The organism is Rubricella aquisinus (assembly GCF_014199445.1).
GTDB lineage: Bacteria > Pseudomonadota > Alphaproteobacteria > Rhodobacterales > Rhodobacteraceae > Rubricella > Rubricella aquisinus.
This window is the reverse complement of record NZ_JACIJS010000001.1, coordinates 258,940-274,490: the sequence shown is the minus strand read 5'-3', so window position 1 is coordinate 274,490 and position 15,551 is coordinate 258,940. Positions and strand designations below refer to the sequence as shown.

Below are 15,551 nucleotides of genomic sequence, written 5' to 3'. Positions count from 1 at the left end.
CGCCTCCCGGTTGCATGAAAAGGCGATAGAAAGTTGCGCATTCCCGCGCGGATCGGCACGAATCCCCGGCACTTTACGTCAAGGGCAGCGCCTTACCCGCCATTTTGTTCATATTTGTGACGTTCATGGTTAATCAGCATGTTTTCAACTGGGCGTTGTTGGGGCATAGATTGTCGCAGGGGGCTTGCGGCTCTAGCGCGCGGGGAGAGCGACTATGAACATCTGGAAATACCTTCGAGGGGCCAGCGTTGCGCTGGCACTCATGACCGGAGGCATTTATGCGCAATCGCTTGATGAAGGGATTGCGGCGTGGTTGGACGATGATGATGCGAAGGCATTGCCGATCCTGTCCGAGCTTGCCAATCAGGGAAATATGGAGGCGCAGTTCATTCTGGGCCAGATGGATCGGATCACGCCGCCGGGTGCGGATAGTGAGTTCGTCATGGGGTTGGAACGGCGCGACCGTATCCGGCTGTTGCGTGCGCAGCAGGGCCTGTCTGGTCGGGGTTGGACCGTGGTGCGGGAGCGGGACGGCGATCCGCTGGCGGCAGCACTCAACGCCTCGCGCCTGCCGGATGCCGGGATCGATACCGCGCAGTTCCTGTACGAGAACGGAGAGCGTCAGGCGGGCGCAAGGCTGGCCTTTGATATCTTTGATCGGGGCAACATTAGCGAGATCATGAGCCTGCCCAGCGATGACCCGCTGTTGCAGAGCCTCGATTTCGTGCGCTGGATTCGGTCCTATTTCGGGTCGCCGCCCTCACCGAACGCGTGGAACTGGCTCAACGAATCCCCGGCGGAGGGGCGTGGCGCGGGCCTGATGATGGTGAGTTTCGTGGCCCCCGTGCTGGCACCGCATTTGCGCCCGAGCAAGGATTTGCGGCGCTTTACGCTCGCGATGCGCGGTGCGCCTGCCGAATTGATGGATGAGTTGCTTTTGCCGAATGCGGCAGACGTGATCCGCCGTCAGTTGGAGGATGACCCGGAATTGCGCATCGTCGGGCGGCTTTGCAATGAGCTGTGCCCCGATCAGGTGGGGTATTGCGCGATGGACGCAATCACCCGCGTGGGCGGCTATGACCGCCTCTTGGGGCTTGATACGCCCTATGAAGGGGCGATTTCGCAGGCCACTTTTCAGGAGTCCCGCCGCGCGCGGAACATGCTGATGCGCTGGATGGTGTCAACGGATCAGCAGTTCGACCTCGCTGGTGGGCGCACCATCAGCCAGTGCCTCAAGCGTGCCGTTGAAGAGGCGGGCACCGCCGCCGCGAACTGAGCGTTGCCAACGCTTGCGCGCGCAGCGCACGGGGGCTAAACCTCGCCCTATGAAAGCTGCGCGCGCATCCCAGCCGGTCCTTGCCGATCAGGCCCGCCTGCCCTGGAGGTTCCATGGGCAACGCGTTGCGTCCGCCGCGGGGTAGGGGCAAGCGCCACCGACCATCCCCACCCCTATTGCACAAAAATCGCCGCCGGAGGCACACCCCATGGCAAAGACCCTTTATGACAAGATCTGGGACGCGCATGTCGTCCATGAGCAGGAGGATGGCACCTGCCTGCTCTATATCGACCGCCACCTCGTGCATGAAGTGACCAGCCCGCAGGCCTTTGAAGGGTTGCGCATGGCCGGTCGCACGGTGCGCGCGCCTGAAAAGACCGTCGCGGTGCCGGATCATAACGTCCCGACGGATGTGGGCCGCGAAAAGGGCATCGAAGATGAGATGTCCCGCATTCAGGTCGATACACTGGCCAAAAACGCAAAGGATTTCGGCATCACGTATTATGGCGTCGACGACGTGCGTCAGGGCATCGTGCACATCATCGGACCGGAGCAGGGTTGGACCCAGCCCGGTATGACCATCGTGTGCGGCGACAGCCATACCGCGACCCATGGTGCCTTTGGCGCGCTGGCGCATGGCATCGGCACGTCGGAGGTGGAGCATGTGCTGGCCACCCAGACGCTGATCCAGAAAAAGTCGAAAAACATGAAGGTCGAGATCACGGGCAAGCTGCCGCTTGGCGTGACCGCAAAGGACATCACCCTCAGCGTGATCGGCGCGACCGGCACGGCAGGCGGCAATGGCCATGTGATCGAGTATTGCGGCGAGGCGATTGAAGCCCTGTCCATGGAAGGGCGCATGACCGTCTGCAATATGGCGATCGAGGGCGGCGCACGCGCAGGCCTGATCGCACCCGATGAGAAGACCTTTCAATATGTGATGGGCCGCCCCCACGCGCCGAAAGGCGCCGCATGGGAAGCAGCGCTCGCTTATTGGAAAACGCTCTACACCGATGAGGGCGCGCATTTTGACAAGGTCATCACCCTGCGCGCCGAAGATATCGCACCGGTTGTGACATGGGGCACCAGCCCCGAGGACGTGTTGCCGATCACCGCCGAAGTACCCTCGGCAGACAGTTTTGAGGGTGGCAAGGTCGGTGCGGCGCAACGCTCCCTCGACTATATGGGCCTCAAGCCGGGGATGAAGCTGTCGGATGTGGAGATCGACACGGTGTTCATCGGCTCCTGCACCAATGGCCGGATCGAGGATCTGCGCGAAGTGGCGAAGGTCATGGAAGGGCGGCATGTGAAGGACGGCATCCGCGCCATGATCGTGCCCGGCTCCGGCCTTGTCCGCGCGCAGGCCGAGGAAGAAGGCATCGCGCAAAAGCTGATCGAGGCAGGCTTTGAATGGCGGATGGCCGGCTGTTCCATGTGTCTGGGCATGAACCCCGATCAGTTGGCGGAAGGGGAGCGCTGCGCCTCCACCTCCAACCGGAATTTCGAGGGGCGTCAGGGTTATAAGGGTCGCACGCATCTGATGAGCCCGGCGATGGCGGCCGCAGCCGCGATCACGGGTCGGTTGACGGATGTGCGCGAACTGATCTGATCCGCGATCTAGGTGTTTTGCAGCGGCCAGCCCATCGCGGCTGGCCGTTTGCGTGCTGAGAGTGCGGAAGCCTCCGGCGGGAGGTATTTGGGGAAAAAAGAAACACTAGGGCAGCGCGCGGGCCAATCGTCTGGAGATTGGCCAGAAGGCGATGCTGGCGAGGACGCACCAAAGGGCCAGCACGGGGGCTTGGGCGGTGAACGGGACGCCCGCATCAATCGCAAGCCCGGTCAGGCCCGGACCGATTGCGGTGGCCATCACCATGCAAGAGGCGATCACCGCCTTGATCCCGCCGATGGCGTTGGTGCCATACAGCGTGGGCCAGATCGTGCCGTAGAGGGTAGAGGAGACGCCCGTTGTCAGCCCCATGATGGCAAGGGTCGCGATCCAGATCGCCTCAGACCCGTCCTGCCGCAAGATCAGCATCGCGACAGCCATCGGCAGGAGATAGACCGGCAAAAGCCGCACCGCACCGATCCGGTCCACCAGATGCCCGGCGACAAACGCCGCCGCGACGGACACCATCGCGTAGAGCGGATAGGCCGCCGCCATGCGCGCCAGCGACCAGCCTTGGGTTTGCGCCACATGAACCTGCTGGAAGAAAACGCATGTCCCGATGAAATTCGTGGCGAGAATCCCCGGCAGCAGGGCCCAGAAGGACCAATGGCGCAGCATGTCCCGCCTGCTCCAATGCCGGGCCAGCATTCCAGCGGCCATTAGCCCGTCGCCTTCGCCCTCCGGGCTGCGGGGCTGCCCCATCAGCCGCCACAGGGTTGGGAGCACAACTAGGAGGAGGACGCAGGCGGCGAGCCACCATGTGCCGCGCCATCCGATCAGGGTGATGGACCACACCGTCAGGGGTGGCAGCACCGCCTCCCCCACCGGATAGCCCATGATCGCTACGGCAACCGCCCGGCCCCGGTTGGCGCGAAACCAGCGCGCCATCGCGGTCATCGACAGATGGGTCATCATGCCCTGACCGCAAAACCGGATCGCAAAGAGCGCCGCCAGAAGCACCGGCACGGATTGCGCAGCCCCCATGGCGAAACACGCCACCGCAAAGCCAAGCACGATCCAGCACATCAACCGGCGCAGCGGCATCACATCCGCAAGCCGCCCGCCCTGCACAAGCAGCGCCGCCGACGCCAGCGTCGCAATCGTGTAGAGCCCACCCCATTGCCCATCCGACAGTCCGAACGCGCCGCGAATGTCCCCGGCAAAGAGGGAGATGAAATAGGTCTGCCCAAAGGACGAGCTGACCGCCAAAACGGCACCCGCCCCGAGCCAAGGGGCATTCTGGCGATAAAAGGCGGTCTTCATCCCGCAGGTCTATGCCCCAATACGCATCATGGGAAGGGCCGGGGGCTTGTCACACGGTGGTGCGCGTGGTTTATCCCTGCTTGAGACACGCTAGCCCTTTGGAGAGGTATCATGGACAAGTTCACCACATTGACCGGCGTTGCAGCGCCCATGCCGCTTGTGAATATCGACACGGACATGATCATCCCCAAGCAGTTCCTCAAGACGATCAAACGCTCCGGGCTTGGCGTGAACCTGTTTGACGAGATGCGCTATGACCGGCAGGGCAATGAAATCCCCGATTTCGTGTTGAACCAGCCTGCCTATCGCGATGCCAAGATCCTTGTCGCTGGCGACAATTTCGGCTGCGGCTCCAGCCGAGAGCACGCGCCATGGGCGCTCGCCGATTTTGGGATCCGCTGTGTGATCTCCACCAGCTTTGCCGATATCTTCTTCAACAACTGCTTCAAGAACGGGATCCTGCCGATCGTTCTGCCGCAAGAAGAGGTGGACAAGCTGATGGATGACGCGGCCCGTGGCGCGAATGCCGTGGTGACAGTCGATCTGGAAAACCAGACCATCACAGGCCCAGATGGCGGCACCATCTCTTTCGATGTGGAGCCATTCCGTAAGCATTGCCTGCTAAATGGACTGGACGACATCGGCCTCACTCTGCAACACTCAGCCAGTATTGATGCGTTTGAGGCTGCGTATGAAACGCGGGCTCCCTGGGTCTGATCGTCGCTGACAGTTTGGCCCTGGCGACTTCTTGAGGGGGAAGGTTTGGGCCAGATAATCAATGCGATATCGCGGGCGATCATGGTGTTCATGGTCATGGTCGCGCCGTCTTTCCTGCTTCCGGGCGCGTCCCGGACCGGGCAGGAAATATCGCTTATCATTGGCGGTCTGCTGGCCGTGTTTACCGTTGTGGAATATGCGTCGAGCCATCCCGGGCTTGTCGATTTCCGCTTCGCGCCGCCCTATAACCGGTTCCGCTTTTTCAGTTTTACCGTCGTTTTGCTGTCGGTCGTGTTTCTGTGCCGTGCGACCGAAGGGTTGGACGCGTTTGCCGCGCAATACCTCGCCATGGCGGATCAGTTCGTGGCGCTGTTGACCTTTCCGGTCAGCCCGGTCGTGTTGGCGCAGGAATTGATCGGGTCCGAGGGCGACGCGGCGTTTCAGGCGCTGATTGCCCGTGCAACCGCGCTGTCCTATGGGATGAGCCTTGTTGCGGTGGTGTTCTTCACGCTGTTTCTGTGGCTGATGCGCTGGCCCGGTCAGCGGGAGAACTTCAACCTCTGGATCAATATGCCGACCTTTGACCCCACGCTGGGCAAGGATATCACATGGCGGCTGCGTCGCGGGGGGCTGTTGAACGTGATTGTGGGGCTGGCGCTGCCCTATGCGGTTCTGGTGATCGTGTCGCGGACTGGCGGGTGGTTCGATCCATCCGCGCTGCAAAACTACCAGTCGCTGATCTGGGGGTGCGTGATCTGGTCGGTGCTGCCGCTGGTCCTGTTCATCCGGGGGCAAGCGATGCTTAAGATCGCGTGGCTCATTGATCGGGCGCGCACGGATTGAGGCAACTTGCATGGGCATTACTGATGTGCCTGATGCCCGTGACCGCGCAGGCCGAAACGCTGCGCATTGCCACCTATAACGCGAGCCTCACGCGGAATGGCGCGGGCCTGATGCTCGCCGCGATCGAGCGGGGGCAGGATGAGCGGCTCGCGCGTGTGGCCGCGATCATCCAGACGGTACGCCCGGACATTCTGCTGATCAACGAATTGGATCATGACCCGGAGGGCCGCGCGCTGGCCGCGCTGCAAACCTATCTCACCACCGGGCGCATGGGGGCAGAGGGCATCACCTACGCCCATGTGCTGACCGCGCCAGTCAATACCGGTGTGCTGACGGGGCAAGACCTTGATGGTGATGGGCACGCCTTTGGCCCACGGGACGCGCAAGGGTTCGGGCGGTTTCCGGGGCAATACGGCATGGCCATTCTCAGCCGGTATGACATTAGCGGTTTTCGGAGCTTTCAGGAGGTGTTGTGGAGTGATCTGCCCGGGGCGATCCCGCCGGAGGGCGTTTTTGCTGGGCAGCGCCTCTCCTCAAAAAGCCATTGGGATGTGGAGGTACGCGTCGCGGGTCGCCCGCTGCACCTCTTGGCCAGTCATCCCACGCCGCCGGTGTTTGACGGGCCGGAGGATTTCAACGGGCGGCGCAACCATGACGAAACGATGTTCTGGGTGCAGTACCTGTCTGGCCAAGCCTTTCGCGACGATCAGGGGCAGACCACCCCCGCGCCGACCGCGCCCGTCTTGCTGCTGGGCGATCTGAACGCCGACCCGTTTGATGGCGATGCCCGGCGGGATGCGCTCTCTGCGCTGCTCTCCCACCCCCGCTTGCAAGACCCCACCCCGATGAGCGATGGCGCGGTTGCTGCCGCCCGCGCGCAAGTCGGGGCGAATGCAGGGCATCAGGGCGACCCGGCGCAGGACACCGCCGATTGGAATGACGACCGGGGCCCGGGCAATCTGCGGGTCGATTATGTGCTGCCCGATGCGCGCCTGACTGTCCTTGGCTCAGGCGTGTTTTGGCCCGCGCCGGGACAGCCGGGGGCCGATCTTCTGGGGGAAGGCCGCGATCAGGCTTCGGATCATCGGCTTGTCTGGGTCGATATCGACTGGCCCGGCTGAGCGATCAGGGATCGCAGCGCCACCTGCAAGGGCGTGCACTCAAAATCGGGCAAAAGTGCGGTCAGCGGCGCGGGGTCAAGCCCGTGTGGCACCTCCCACAGATAGCGCATTTCCAACACTTCGCGCATCAGCGGGGAGAACAGCGACACCAGCTTGACCGCACCCCACCGCATGGGGGTTACACGCAGGGACTGGCCCGCGCTCTCGCTGATTGCGGCAAGGAGGTCTTGCCCCGTGAGTGTGTAGCCCTGAAACGGAATATCCGCGAAATCAGGCAGGCTACCCTGCTCAATAAGTGCAACAGCCGCCCGCGCAACATCCGGCAGATAGGCCCAGGCGTGGGGGCGGTCCAGCGGGCCGGGATACATGATCGCACCCTTTCCAAGGGGTTTGAGCATGTGGCTCTCAAGCCAGTTTCCGCTGGCTTCCGTGTCAATAAAATCCCCTGCCCGCAGGATCAGTGTCGGGACATGCGCGCGGCGATAGGCGTTTTCCATCTCGATCCGCAAGCGCCCTTTCTTGGTCTGTGCCACATGGGGTGTTGTGGTCTGCAAAAGGCGCGGCATCCGGGTGCCATAGGGATAGATATTGCCCGGAATGATCACCCGCGCGCCGCATGATTGAGCCGCCGCGATGACGGAGCGGGTGATCCGGGGCAGATCACGGCTCCAGTCAGGATAGGCGGGGTTGAGCGCATTCACGATGACATCTACGCCTTGCGCCGCCGCAATCAGGCCATCGGGTGCCATCGGATCCCCCGCGCGGGTGCCAGAGGTGCCGCCCGGACGCCGCAGGGTCTCCACTCGCCAGCCTGCTGTGCGGAACGCGTCCGCGCTGTGCTTGCCGAACCTGCCGGTGGCACCGAGGATCAATACGGTCTTGGTCATCTTTCTCTCCTTCATTGGGACTGAGGAGAGGATTACCCATTTATTTTTGATATAAAACTGGCCAATAATGACGACACCGCATTCAAAAATGAATGGATAAGACATGCAAGACTGGTCGCTGATCCGATCCTTTCTCGCCGTTGCAGACACCGGGTCGTTGTCAGGGGCGGCAGCGCAATTGCGGGCAAGTCAGCCGACGCTGGGCCGGCACATCCGGCAGTTGGAGGCCAATTTGGGCGTCACCTTATTCCAGCGCGCGCCGCGTGGCCTGACGCTGACGGAGGATGGCACGGCGCTCCTGCCGGCCGCGGAAGCGATGCGCGCCCATGCCGAGCAGTTCGCGCTGACCGCCGCCGGGCAGGATCAGCAGCTTCAGGGCACGGTGCGGATCACGGCCAGTGTTGTGGCCTCTCAATACGTCCTGCCGCCCATTCTGGCACAGATACGAACGGCTGAGCCGGGCATTTCCTTGGAGCTTGCCCCCTCCGACACCAGCGAAAACCTGCTCTATCGGGAGGCGGATATCGCCGTGCGCATGTACCGCCCCCGACAGGAAGCCGTCATCACCCGCCATATCGGACAGCTTCCCATGGCGCTTTTCGCGCATCGCAACCTGATTGCCGCGCATGGGATGCCGCGCACGCTGGAGGACGTGATGCGGATCGGGCTTGTCGGCTTCGATCAGGACCGTCGCATGATCACAGAGATGGAGAAGCTGGGCATGTCCGTCACCCGCACCGATTTTCCGGTGCGCAGCGACGATCAGGCGGCGATTGTCGCGCTGATCCGGGCGGGATGTGGCATTGGCGCGATGTTCCGCATGATCGGAGAGAACGATCCAGACCTCTGCGAGGTGATGCCCGATATTCCCGTCCAGCCGATCGATATTTGGCTCACAGCGGCAGAGGCGATGCAGCGGGTGCCGCGTATGCGCCGGGTCTATTCGCTGTTGGCGGAGGGCCTGCGCCCGTTGACCCGCGCTTGACCACCCTGCGCCACGGGTTTACTCCCAAACCAACACATTTTGAGGAGATATCCCATGGCGAACCCTTCCCTGTTGATCCTGCCCGGTGACGGTATTGGCCCCGAAGTGATGGCGGAAGTGCGCCGGATCATCGACTGGTACGGGGAAAAGCGTGGGATCGTGTTCGACGTGGAAGAGGGTCTTGTCGGTGGCGCATCCTATGACGCGCACGGCACGCCGCTGACGGATGAAACCATGGCGCGCGCGCAAGAGGTGGACGCCGTCCTGTTGGGTGCTGTGGGTGGGCCGAAATACGATGTGCTCGACTTCTCGGTCAAGCCGGAGCGGGGTCTGTTGCGCCTGCGCAAGGAGATGGACCTCTTCTCCAACCTGCGCCCGGCGCAGTGTTTCGATGCGCTGGCGGATTTCTCTTCGCTGAAGCGCGACGTGGTTGCCGGCCTTGATATCATGATCGTGCGCGAACTGACCTCCGGCGTCTATTTCGGGGAGCCGCGCGGCATCCACATGGAAGGGAACGAGCGCGTCGGCATCAACACCCAGCGCTACACCGAAAGCGAGATCGCGCGCGTCGCCCGCTCCGCATTCGAGTTGGCGCGCAAGCGCGGCAACAAGGTCTGCTCGATGGAGAAGGCCAACGTGATGGAATCGGGCATTCTGTGGCGCGATGTGGTCACCGAAATCCACGAGAAAGAATACAGCGACGTCGAACTGAGCCATATGTACGCAGATGCGGGCGCGATGCAGCTTTGCCGCTGGCCCAAGCAGTTTGACGTGATCGTCACCGATAACCTCTTTGGCGATCTGTTGTCGGACGCGGCGGCGATGCTGACCGGGAGCCTTGGCATGTTGCCCTCCGCGTCGCTGGGTCTGCCGATGGCGAATGGCCGCCCGAAAGCACTTTACGAGCCGGTCCACGGCTCCGCCCCGGATATCGCAGGCCAGGGCAAGGCGAACCCGATCGCCTGCATCCTCAGCTTTGCCATGGCGCTGCGCTACTCCTTTGGTCAAGTAGATGAGGCCGACCGGCTGGAGAAGGCCGTGGACGCGACGCTTGCCGCGGGTGCGCGCACTGCGGACCTGCTTGGCCCTGAAGGCGGCACGCCCATCTCCACCGCTGAGATGGGGACGGCGATCCTCGGCGCGCTCGACGCGTCGCTCTGATCCGCGCCACCGCTTATGAAAGGGCGTGCCACCCGGCGCGCCCCTTTTTGTTGGGTGCAGCATCCCGGTCAGCGCATGGCGACAGGGCGCGAAAGAGACTTGCCCGATCCTCAAAACAGGCGCAGGCTGAGACACTGATTTTATTCAGTGGCTTTTCCGTATGACCCCTCCTGTCCAATCCAACCGCCGCGGGGCGGTGTTCGCACTGGCTGCGTTCGGCCTGTTCTCCACCCATGATGTGATCGTGAAATATCTGGGCGGCACCTATTCGCCGATCCAGATTCTGTTTTTCAGCGTGCTATTCGGCTTTCCGTTGGTCACGATTGCGCTGTTGCAGGACCGCACCGACAGCAACCTGATCCCGCGTCATCCATGGTGGACCGCGCTGCGCACCGGGGCGGCGGTGGTGGTGGGCATTTCGGCCTTTTATGCCTTTTCAGTGCTGCCCTTGGCGCAGACCTACGCGATCCTGTTCATGACGCCCTTGCTGATCACCATTCTATCGGTGCCGCTTCTTGGGGAGGTGGTGCGCCTGCGGCGGTGGGCGGCTGTGGTGATCGGCCTTGTTGGTGTGTTTGTCGTGCTTGATCCGGCGGCATCCGATCTGGGATTGGGGCATCTTGCGGCCCTTCTTGCGGCGACGGGCAGTGCCATCGCGGCCATCGTGATGCGCAAGATCGGCGGGGAGGAGCGGAGCGTCGTTATGATGCTTTATCCCATGGTCGCGAATTTCGTGGTCATGGGCAGTCTCTTGCCATTCGTCTATGTCCCGATGCCCGCGCAGCATCTGGGCGCGGTGGCCCTGATCGCGCTTCTTGGGTCATTGGCGGCGTTCCTCGTCATCCAGTCCTATAAGCGGGCGGAGGCCGTGGTGGTTGCTCCGATGCAATACAGTCAGATCCTGTGGGCGACGGGCTTCGGCTTTGTCCTCTTTGGGGAGCGGCCAGAGCAGAACGTGGTCATCGGGGCTGCGATCATTGTGGCGAGCGGGGTCTATATCCTCCTGCGCGAAGGGCGCGGCGGCGCGTCCCTGACGCGGCCTGTCCTGCGCGCGTTCCACTTGCGGCAGGACACGGGCACGTTGCCCCGGATCGGTCTGTGGCTGGGGCGTAAGAATGACGAGGACAATGGGCACTGACCCCCTTGCCAAATCTGGCCTGCGGGGATAAATCCGGCGCCATTCGGTCGGAGTGTAGCGCAGCCTGGTAGCGCACCTGCTTCGGGAGCAGGGGGTCGGAGGTTCGAATCCTCTCACTCCGACCAAATTTCCCCTTATCAACGCCTGACACCGCGCGCCCTTGTCCGCCATTGCACCGCGCGCCTGTGCGGGGTCATATCGCGTGAGACGACAGATAAGGGACGCGCCATGATTCAGCAGCTTTTGCTCGGGACCATCATCACGCTGATTTCGCTGGTCGGTGGCTCGGTGCTTTGGTGGCTGCTGAACGGGGCATTGGAGCGGCTGGAGCCATGGCTGAAACGCCCGCCGCATTCCCTCAAATCCCTCGCTGTCATCCTTATCGTGGTGACGGCGACCATGGTGATGATGACCTTTGGTGTTTGGGTTTGGGCGCTGATGTTTGTGCAACTGACCATTTTCGACACGTTGGAGGAGGCGGTCTATTTTGCGCTCGTTGCCTATACCACGCTTGGGCTGGGGGATGTGTCGGTCCCGACCGACCAGCGGCTTTTGGGTGGGATGACCGGGGCGAACGGCTTTTTGATGTTCGGCGTGATGACCGCGATGCTGACAGATACGTTGCGCCATGTCCGCCGGGTGCAGCACAATCTGCGCGATTAAGCTGGTGCCGGGTTGGACCATTGCCTTGCCCGGCATAGGCTGGCGGACAAAAGGAACAGGCGCGAAGGGGGCAGTCGATGAAATTCTTGCGGATTGGTGAGGCGGGGCAGGAGCGCCCGGCGGTTCTGGCGGCAGATGGCACGCTGCGGGAGGCCTCCACCCTTTTGTCTGACGTCTCTGGCGCGGCGCTGTCCGATTTGCCCGCGCTGGGGCCAGAAGCGATTGCCGCCCTGCCGGTGGTGCCGGACGGTGCGCGCATCGGCCCATGCGTCGGGCAGGTGGGAAAGTTGATTTGCATCGGCCTCAACTATTCCGACCATGCAGCGGAATCCGGCATGGCCGTCCCGGAGGAGCCGATCGTGTTCATGAAGGCAACCTCCGCGATCTGCGGGCCGAATGATCCGACGATCCTGCCACGCGGATCGCAAAAGACCGATTGGGAGGTCGAGCTTGGCGTCGTGATCGGCACGCGCGCGCAGTATGTGGAGGAGGCGGATGCTTTGTCCCATGTCGCGGGCTATTGCATCGTGAACGACATCTCCGAACGCGCGTTTCAGATGGAGCGTGGCGGGCAGTGGACCAAGGGCAAGTCCTGTGACAGTTTCGCGCCATTAGGGCCGTGGCTTGTGACACCGGATGAAGTGGCCGATCCGCAGAATTTGTCTATGTGGCTGGATGTGAATGGTCAGGCCATGCAGCGCGGCTCCACAGCCACGATGGTGTTTGGCGTGGCCCATCTGATCCATTATCTCAGCCAGTTCATGACGCTTCATCCGGGCGATGTGATCGCAACCGGAACACCACCGGGCGTGGGCATGGGCATGTCCCCACAGCAATACCTGCGCGCTGGCGATGTGGTGACATTAGGAATCGAAGGGCTGGGGACGCAGCGTCAAGCCATTGTCGCTTAGGGTTTCTGATATTCAGATGCCTTAATTGGGCCATATTTGATACGCATTTTAGACAAATAGGCTGAGGCGCAATCTTTGGTTGTGCCGAGCGTGAGTTTTGCCAACGTGGGGGCGTGGCAATGGTAGTTGAATCCAAGACATTCTTCTCGACGACGACGACGTATAATAACGGCGATACCAATTTTAACGGTAAATCGGCCAACTTTACGATTCAGTTTCGTTCGTCTGACCCTGACGGCGCTGGACCACTGACCGGCGATATCGTGTTGGACTATAACACCGCCGGAACACTCACAGACCCCGATACCGAAATCTTCATCAACGGCCAATGGCGAACCTTTGAGGTTCTGCGCGTTGATACGATGGCCCCAGGGGAAACCTTTGAGGGTGAAACGGTCGTCATCCTCCAAATTGCGGGACTGCCCGGCGGGGCTAACTCGATTGCGTTTTGGCCGGAATTGGAACCGACACAGGCAGAGGTGGCGGCCTTTCCAAATGGCCGTGCTGATTTAACCGGGCCAAACACACAGGCACCGCCCTATTCCAACATCTGTTTCGGGCCGGGCACGCGGATTCTCACGCCATGGGGCGCGGTCCCGATCGAGAGTCTAAAAGCGGGCACCCATTGCGTGCACCCCGACCGCAGCCCGACACCCATTCGCTGGGTCGGTCAGCAGCATTGGTCGGCGGAGGATTTGCAGCAAGCGCCCAAACTTTGGCCGGTGCGGATCAAGAAAGACGCGCTCGGGCCGGGGTATCCGCGCACGGACCTTGTGGTGTCGCAACAGCACCGCATCCTGATTTCTTCCCCTGAGTTGGATATCCGGTTCGGCGCGTCGGAGATGTTCGTGCCCGCGATCTGGCTCACCGATCTGGACGGGGTGGAGACATTCTGCCCCGAGGATGGGATCACCTATTACCATATCCTTTTTGACGCCCATCAGCTTGTGTTTGCCAATGGGCAACTGGCCGAAAGCCTGCTGATGGCACGACAGACCTGCGATGCGCTCAACCGCGAAATGTGGGAGGAGGTCCGACAGATCTTTCCCGGCATTGATCCGGGTGCGGTGCCGGTTGCCCATGGGCAATGGATTGCCTGCCGTCCCGTCCTGCGAAAGCATGAGTTTCAGGCGACGCTGGAGGACATTGCGCGGGGCGTCATGGCACCCCCAGCGCAGAGCGTCCCGGCCTGATCGTCAGGGAAGCGTCACCACAAAATCCGGCCCCCAGCCATGCACGCTGTCATGGGCGCGCACCAGCACGGTGGTTGCATCATCAGGAAGGGTGATCCCCGACAGGCTGCGGGTGAAGGGCTGCTCGGTGACATGCGGGTGATGAAGGACGCGGTGACCCAAGACCGTGTTGTCCGGCAGGCGAATGTCCCAGCCATCCGCGTAATGGTCCCAGCCGGTGTCGGCATGGGCGACGGTCACTTCTGCCCGCCAAGTGGAACCGGTTGGCGTAAGGGTGACGTCAATCACTCTCGGCTGGCCGGCCACCGCAGCCCCGCAGATCAGCAAGGCCGCAATCGTCAGGGCGTGTTTCAGCAAGGACGCGATGCGAGGCAGGCCAAACGGAATTTCTGCTCTGCACAGTCACAGCCGCTGAACAGGAAATCGCCGATAAGTTTGGTCACGCTGATACGATGACGGATCATTTCGAATCTCCCAGTCTTGGTTGTGAAATCAGAATACCTGTTTCTGAATGAAATGCGCGTCACAAGTTTGCGACTGTCTCGTGCGCAAATCGAAACAATCCAGCGCGCCTGCGCGCGATTGCGCATTTCCCTTAGACCCGCAATGCGCTATAGCCGCCCGGCTAAACCCCCAATCAGGAGAAATAGGAGATGGGTTATCGTATTGCCGTCGTCGGCGCCACGGGCAACGTGGGCCGCGAGATGCTGAACATCTTGGCCGAACGTGAGTTTCCGGTCAAAGAGATTGCCGCACTGGCCAGCCGCCGGTCGCTGGGCACCGAAGTCAGCTTTGGCGATAAAACCCTGACCACCCTTGATCTGGATACTTTCGATTTTTCAGGCTGGGACATGGCGCTGTTTGCCATCGGGTCTGATGCGACGAAGAAATACGCGCCGATTGCCGCAAAGGCCGGTTGTGTGGTGATTGATAACTCGTCGCTCTATCGCTACGAGCATGACATCCCGCTCATCGTGCCGGAGGTGAACCCCGACGCGATCTACGACTACAAGAACCGCAACATCATCGCGAACCCGAATTGTTCGACCGCGCAGATGGTCGTGGCCCTGAAGCCGCTGCATGACCGTGCCCGGATCAAGCGGGTCGTGGTCAGCACCTATCAATCCGTCTCCGGCTCCGGCAAGGAGGCGATGGACGAGTTGTGGAACCAGACCAAGGGCATGTATGTGCCGGGGCAGGAAGTGGCCCCGTCCGTGTACCCCAAGCAGATCGCGTTCAACGTGATCCCGCATATCGACGTGTTCCTTGAGGATGGCTCGACCAAGGAAGAATGGAAAATGGTCGTGGAGACGAAAAAGATCGTCGATCCCATGATCAAGGTCACGGCGACCTGCGTGCGCGTGCCGGTCTTTGTCGGCCATTCGGAATCGATCAATATCGAGTTCGAAGATTTCCTTGATGAGGATGAAGCCCGCGAAATCCTGCGCGAGGCACCGGGTATCCTCGTCGTCGATAAGCGCGAGCCGGGCGGTTATACCACGCCGGTGGAATGCGTGGGCGATTACGCGACCTTCATCAGCCGCATCCGACAGGACTCGACCATCGAGAACGGGCTGAACCTGTGGTGCGTGAGCGACAACCTGCGTAAAGGGGCGGCGCTCAACACCGTGCAGATCGCAGAACTCCTAGGCCGCAAAGTCCTCAAGAAGGGGTGAGGTGCGTCCCGGAAACGCCCCAGTGGGGCGTTTCAGCACCGAACGCGCGTA

At 61.8% G+C, this 15,551-nt stretch carries 15 protein-coding genes and 1 tRNA gene; 13 read left to right on the top strand and 3 right to left on the bottom strand.

The annotated features are described in order from the left end of the window. Window positions 1-214 precede the first annotated feature (214 nt). Window positions 215-1,276 (top strand): hypothetical protein, encoded by a 1,062-nt coding sequence (locus tag FHS89_RS01295; RefSeq protein WP_184007671.1) that lies wholly within the window; start codon window positions 215-217, stop codon window positions 1,274-1,276. A gap of 208 nt (window positions 1,277-1,484) precedes the next feature. Then, window positions 1,485-2,885, top strand: a complete 1,401-nt coding sequence (leuC, locus tag FHS89_RS01290) for a 3-isopropylmalate dehydratase large subunit (protein WP_184007669.1) — start codon at window positions 1,485-1,487, stop codon at window positions 2,883-2,885. Window positions 2,886-2,990: 105 nt separating this feature from the next. Here leuC and FHS89_RS01285 read toward each other — a convergent pair whose 3' ends face one another. Next, a complete protein-coding gene (locus FHS89_RS01285) occupies window positions 2,991-4,205 on the bottom strand; it encodes an MFS transporter (RefSeq protein ID WP_184007666.1) in 1,215 nt (404 codons plus the stop codon). Between the two features lie 111 nt (window positions 4,206-4,316). Between FHS89_RS01285 and leuD the strand changes: the two genes are divergently transcribed. Genes leuD through FHS89_RS01270 form a run of 3 tightly spaced genes read left to right on the top strand, consistent with a single transcriptional unit; the run spans window position 4,317 to window position 6,886 of the window. Continuing rightward, window positions 4,317-4,922 (top strand): 3-isopropylmalate dehydratase small subunit, encoded by a 606-nt coding sequence (leuD, locus tag FHS89_RS01280; protein WP_184007664.1) that lies wholly within the window; start codon window positions 4,317-4,319, stop codon window positions 4,920-4,922. 45 nt (window positions 4,923-4,967) lie between these two features. Next, entirely contained in the window at window positions 4,968-5,765 is a 798-nt protein-coding gene (locus tag FHS89_RS01275; RefSeq protein WP_184007662.1) for a hypothetical protein, read from the top strand. Window positions 5,766-5,797: 32 nt separating this feature from the next. After that, the gene (locus FHS89_RS01270; protein ID WP_246413503.1) at window positions 5,798-6,886 is read left to right on the top strand and encodes an endonuclease/exonuclease/phosphatase family protein; all 1,089 of its coding nucleotides are present in this window, start codon (window positions 5,798-5,800) and stop codon (window positions 6,884-6,886) included. Here the strand turns inward: FHS89_RS01270 and FHS89_RS01265 are convergent. Beyond that, a complete protein-coding gene (locus tag FHS89_RS01265; RefSeq protein WP_184007658.1) occupies window positions 6,847-7,773 on the bottom strand; it encodes an NAD-dependent epimerase/dehydratase family protein in 927 nt (308 codons plus the stop codon). The two genes, FHS89_RS01270 and FHS89_RS01265, sit on opposite strands and share 40 nt — an antisense overlap. 103 nt (window positions 7,774-7,876) lie before the next feature. On the opposite strand from FHS89_RS01265, the gene FHS89_RS01260 reads away from it, so the two are divergent. The 7 genes from FHS89_RS01260 (at window position 7,877) to FHS89_RS01230 (ending at window position 13,824) form a co-directional block, all read left to right on the top strand. After that, on the top strand, window positions 7,877-8,758 hold the full coding sequence (locus FHS89_RS01260; protein WP_184007655.1) for a LysR family transcriptional regulator: 882 nt from the start codon (window positions 7,877-7,879) through the stop codon (window positions 8,756-8,758). A 54-nt stretch (window positions 8,759-8,812) separates the two neighbouring features. Beyond that, window positions 8,813-9,919 (top strand): 3-isopropylmalate dehydrogenase, encoded by a 1,107-nt coding sequence (gene leuB / locus FHS89_RS01255; protein ID WP_184007653.1) that lies wholly within the window; start codon window positions 8,813-8,815, stop codon window positions 9,917-9,919. 160 nt (window positions 9,920-10,079) lie between these two features. Then, window positions 10,080-11,057, top strand: coding sequence for a DMT family transporter (locus tag FHS89_RS01250; RefSeq protein WP_184007651.1), 978 nt, complete (start codon window positions 10,080-10,082; stop codon window positions 11,055-11,057). Between the two features lie 48 nt (window positions 11,058-11,105). Then, window positions 11,106-11,182, top strand: a tRNA-Pro gene (locus FHS89_RS01245). Window positions 11,183-11,285: 103 nt separating this feature from the next. Continuing rightward, entirely contained in the window at window positions 11,286-11,720 is a 435-nt protein-coding gene (locus FHS89_RS01240) for an ion channel (RefSeq protein ID WP_184007649.1), read from the top strand. Between the two features lie 77 nt (window positions 11,721-11,797). Beyond that, window positions 11,798-12,631, top strand: coding sequence for a fumarylacetoacetate hydrolase family protein (locus FHS89_RS01235; protein WP_184007647.1), 834 nt, complete (start codon window positions 11,798-11,800; stop codon window positions 12,629-12,631). Window positions 12,632-12,750: 119 nt separating this feature from the next. Further along, window positions 12,751-13,824: a Hint domain-containing protein gene (locus tag FHS89_RS01230; protein WP_184007644.1), complete on the top strand. Its 1,074-nt coding sequence runs from the start codon at window positions 12,751-12,753 to the stop codon at window positions 13,822-13,824. A gap of 3 nt (window positions 13,825-13,827) precedes the next feature. Here the strand turns inward: FHS89_RS01230 and FHS89_RS01225 are convergent, their stop codons facing one another. Further along, window positions 13,828-14,181: a hypothetical protein gene (locus tag FHS89_RS01225; protein ID WP_221229198.1), complete on the bottom strand. Its 354-nt coding sequence runs from the start codon at window positions 14,179-14,181 to the stop codon at window positions 13,828-13,830. A gap of 296 nt (window positions 14,182-14,477) precedes the next feature. Here FHS89_RS01225 and FHS89_RS01220 point away from each other — a divergent pair, with 296 nt between their 5' ends. Further along, on the top strand, window positions 14,478-15,500 hold the full coding sequence (locus tag FHS89_RS01220) for an aspartate-semialdehyde dehydrogenase (RefSeq protein WP_184007642.1): 1,023 nt from the start codon (window positions 14,478-14,480) through the stop codon (window positions 15,498-15,500). The last annotated feature ends 51 nt before the right edge of the window (window positions 15,501-15,551 follow it).

What these genes read in the sequence shown, in the direction of transcription:
- FHS89_RS01295 (WP_184007671.1), top strand. Translation starts at nt 215, where the DNA reads ATGAACATCTGGAAATACCTTCGAGGGGCCAGCGTTGCGCTGGCACTC.
- FHS89_RS01240 (WP_184007649.1), top strand. Translation starts at nt 11,286, where the DNA reads ATGATTCAGCAGCTTTTGCTCGGGACCATCATCACGCTGATTTCGCTG.
- leuC (WP_184007669.1), top strand. Translation starts at nt 1,485, where the DNA reads ATGGCAAAGACCCTTTATGACAAGATCTGGGACGCGCATGTCGTCCAT.
- FHS89_RS01285 (WP_184007666.1), bottom strand. Translation starts at nt 4,205, where the DNA reads ATGAAGACCGCCTTTTATCGCCAGAATGCCCCTTGGCTCGGGGCGGGT.
- FHS89_RS01265 (WP_184007658.1), bottom strand. Translation starts at nt 7,773, where the DNA reads ATGACCAAGACCGTATTGATCCTCGGTGCCACCGGCAGGTTCGGCAAG.
- FHS89_RS01230 (WP_184007644.1), top strand. Translation starts at nt 12,751, where the DNA reads ATGGTAGTTGAATCCAAGACATTCTTCTCGACGACGACGACGTATAAT.
- FHS89_RS01250 (WP_184007651.1), top strand. Translation starts at nt 10,080, where the DNA reads ATGACCCCTCCTGTCCAATCCAACCGCCGCGGGGCGGTGTTCGCACTG.
- leuD (WP_184007664.1), top strand. Translation starts at nt 4,317, where the DNA reads ATGGACAAGTTCACCACATTGACCGGCGTTGCAGCGCCCATGCCGCTT.
- leuB (WP_184007653.1), top strand. Translation starts at nt 8,813, where the DNA reads ATGGCGAACCCTTCCCTGTTGATCCTGCCCGGTGACGGTATTGGCCCC.
- FHS89_RS01220 (WP_184007642.1), top strand. Translation starts at nt 14,478, where the DNA reads ATGGGTTATCGTATTGCCGTCGTCGGCGCCACGGGCAACGTGGGCCGC.
- FHS89_RS01270 (WP_246413503.1), top strand. Translation starts at nt 5,798, where the DNA reads ATGCCCGTGACCGCGCAGGCCGAAACGCTGCGCATTGCCACCTATAAC.
- FHS89_RS01235 (WP_184007647.1), top strand. Translation starts at nt 11,798, where the DNA reads ATGAAATTCTTGCGGATTGGTGAGGCGGGGCAGGAGCGCCCGGCGGTT.
- FHS89_RS01260 (WP_184007655.1), top strand. Translation starts at nt 7,877, where the DNA reads ATGCAAGACTGGTCGCTGATCCGATCCTTTCTCGCCGTTGCAGACACC.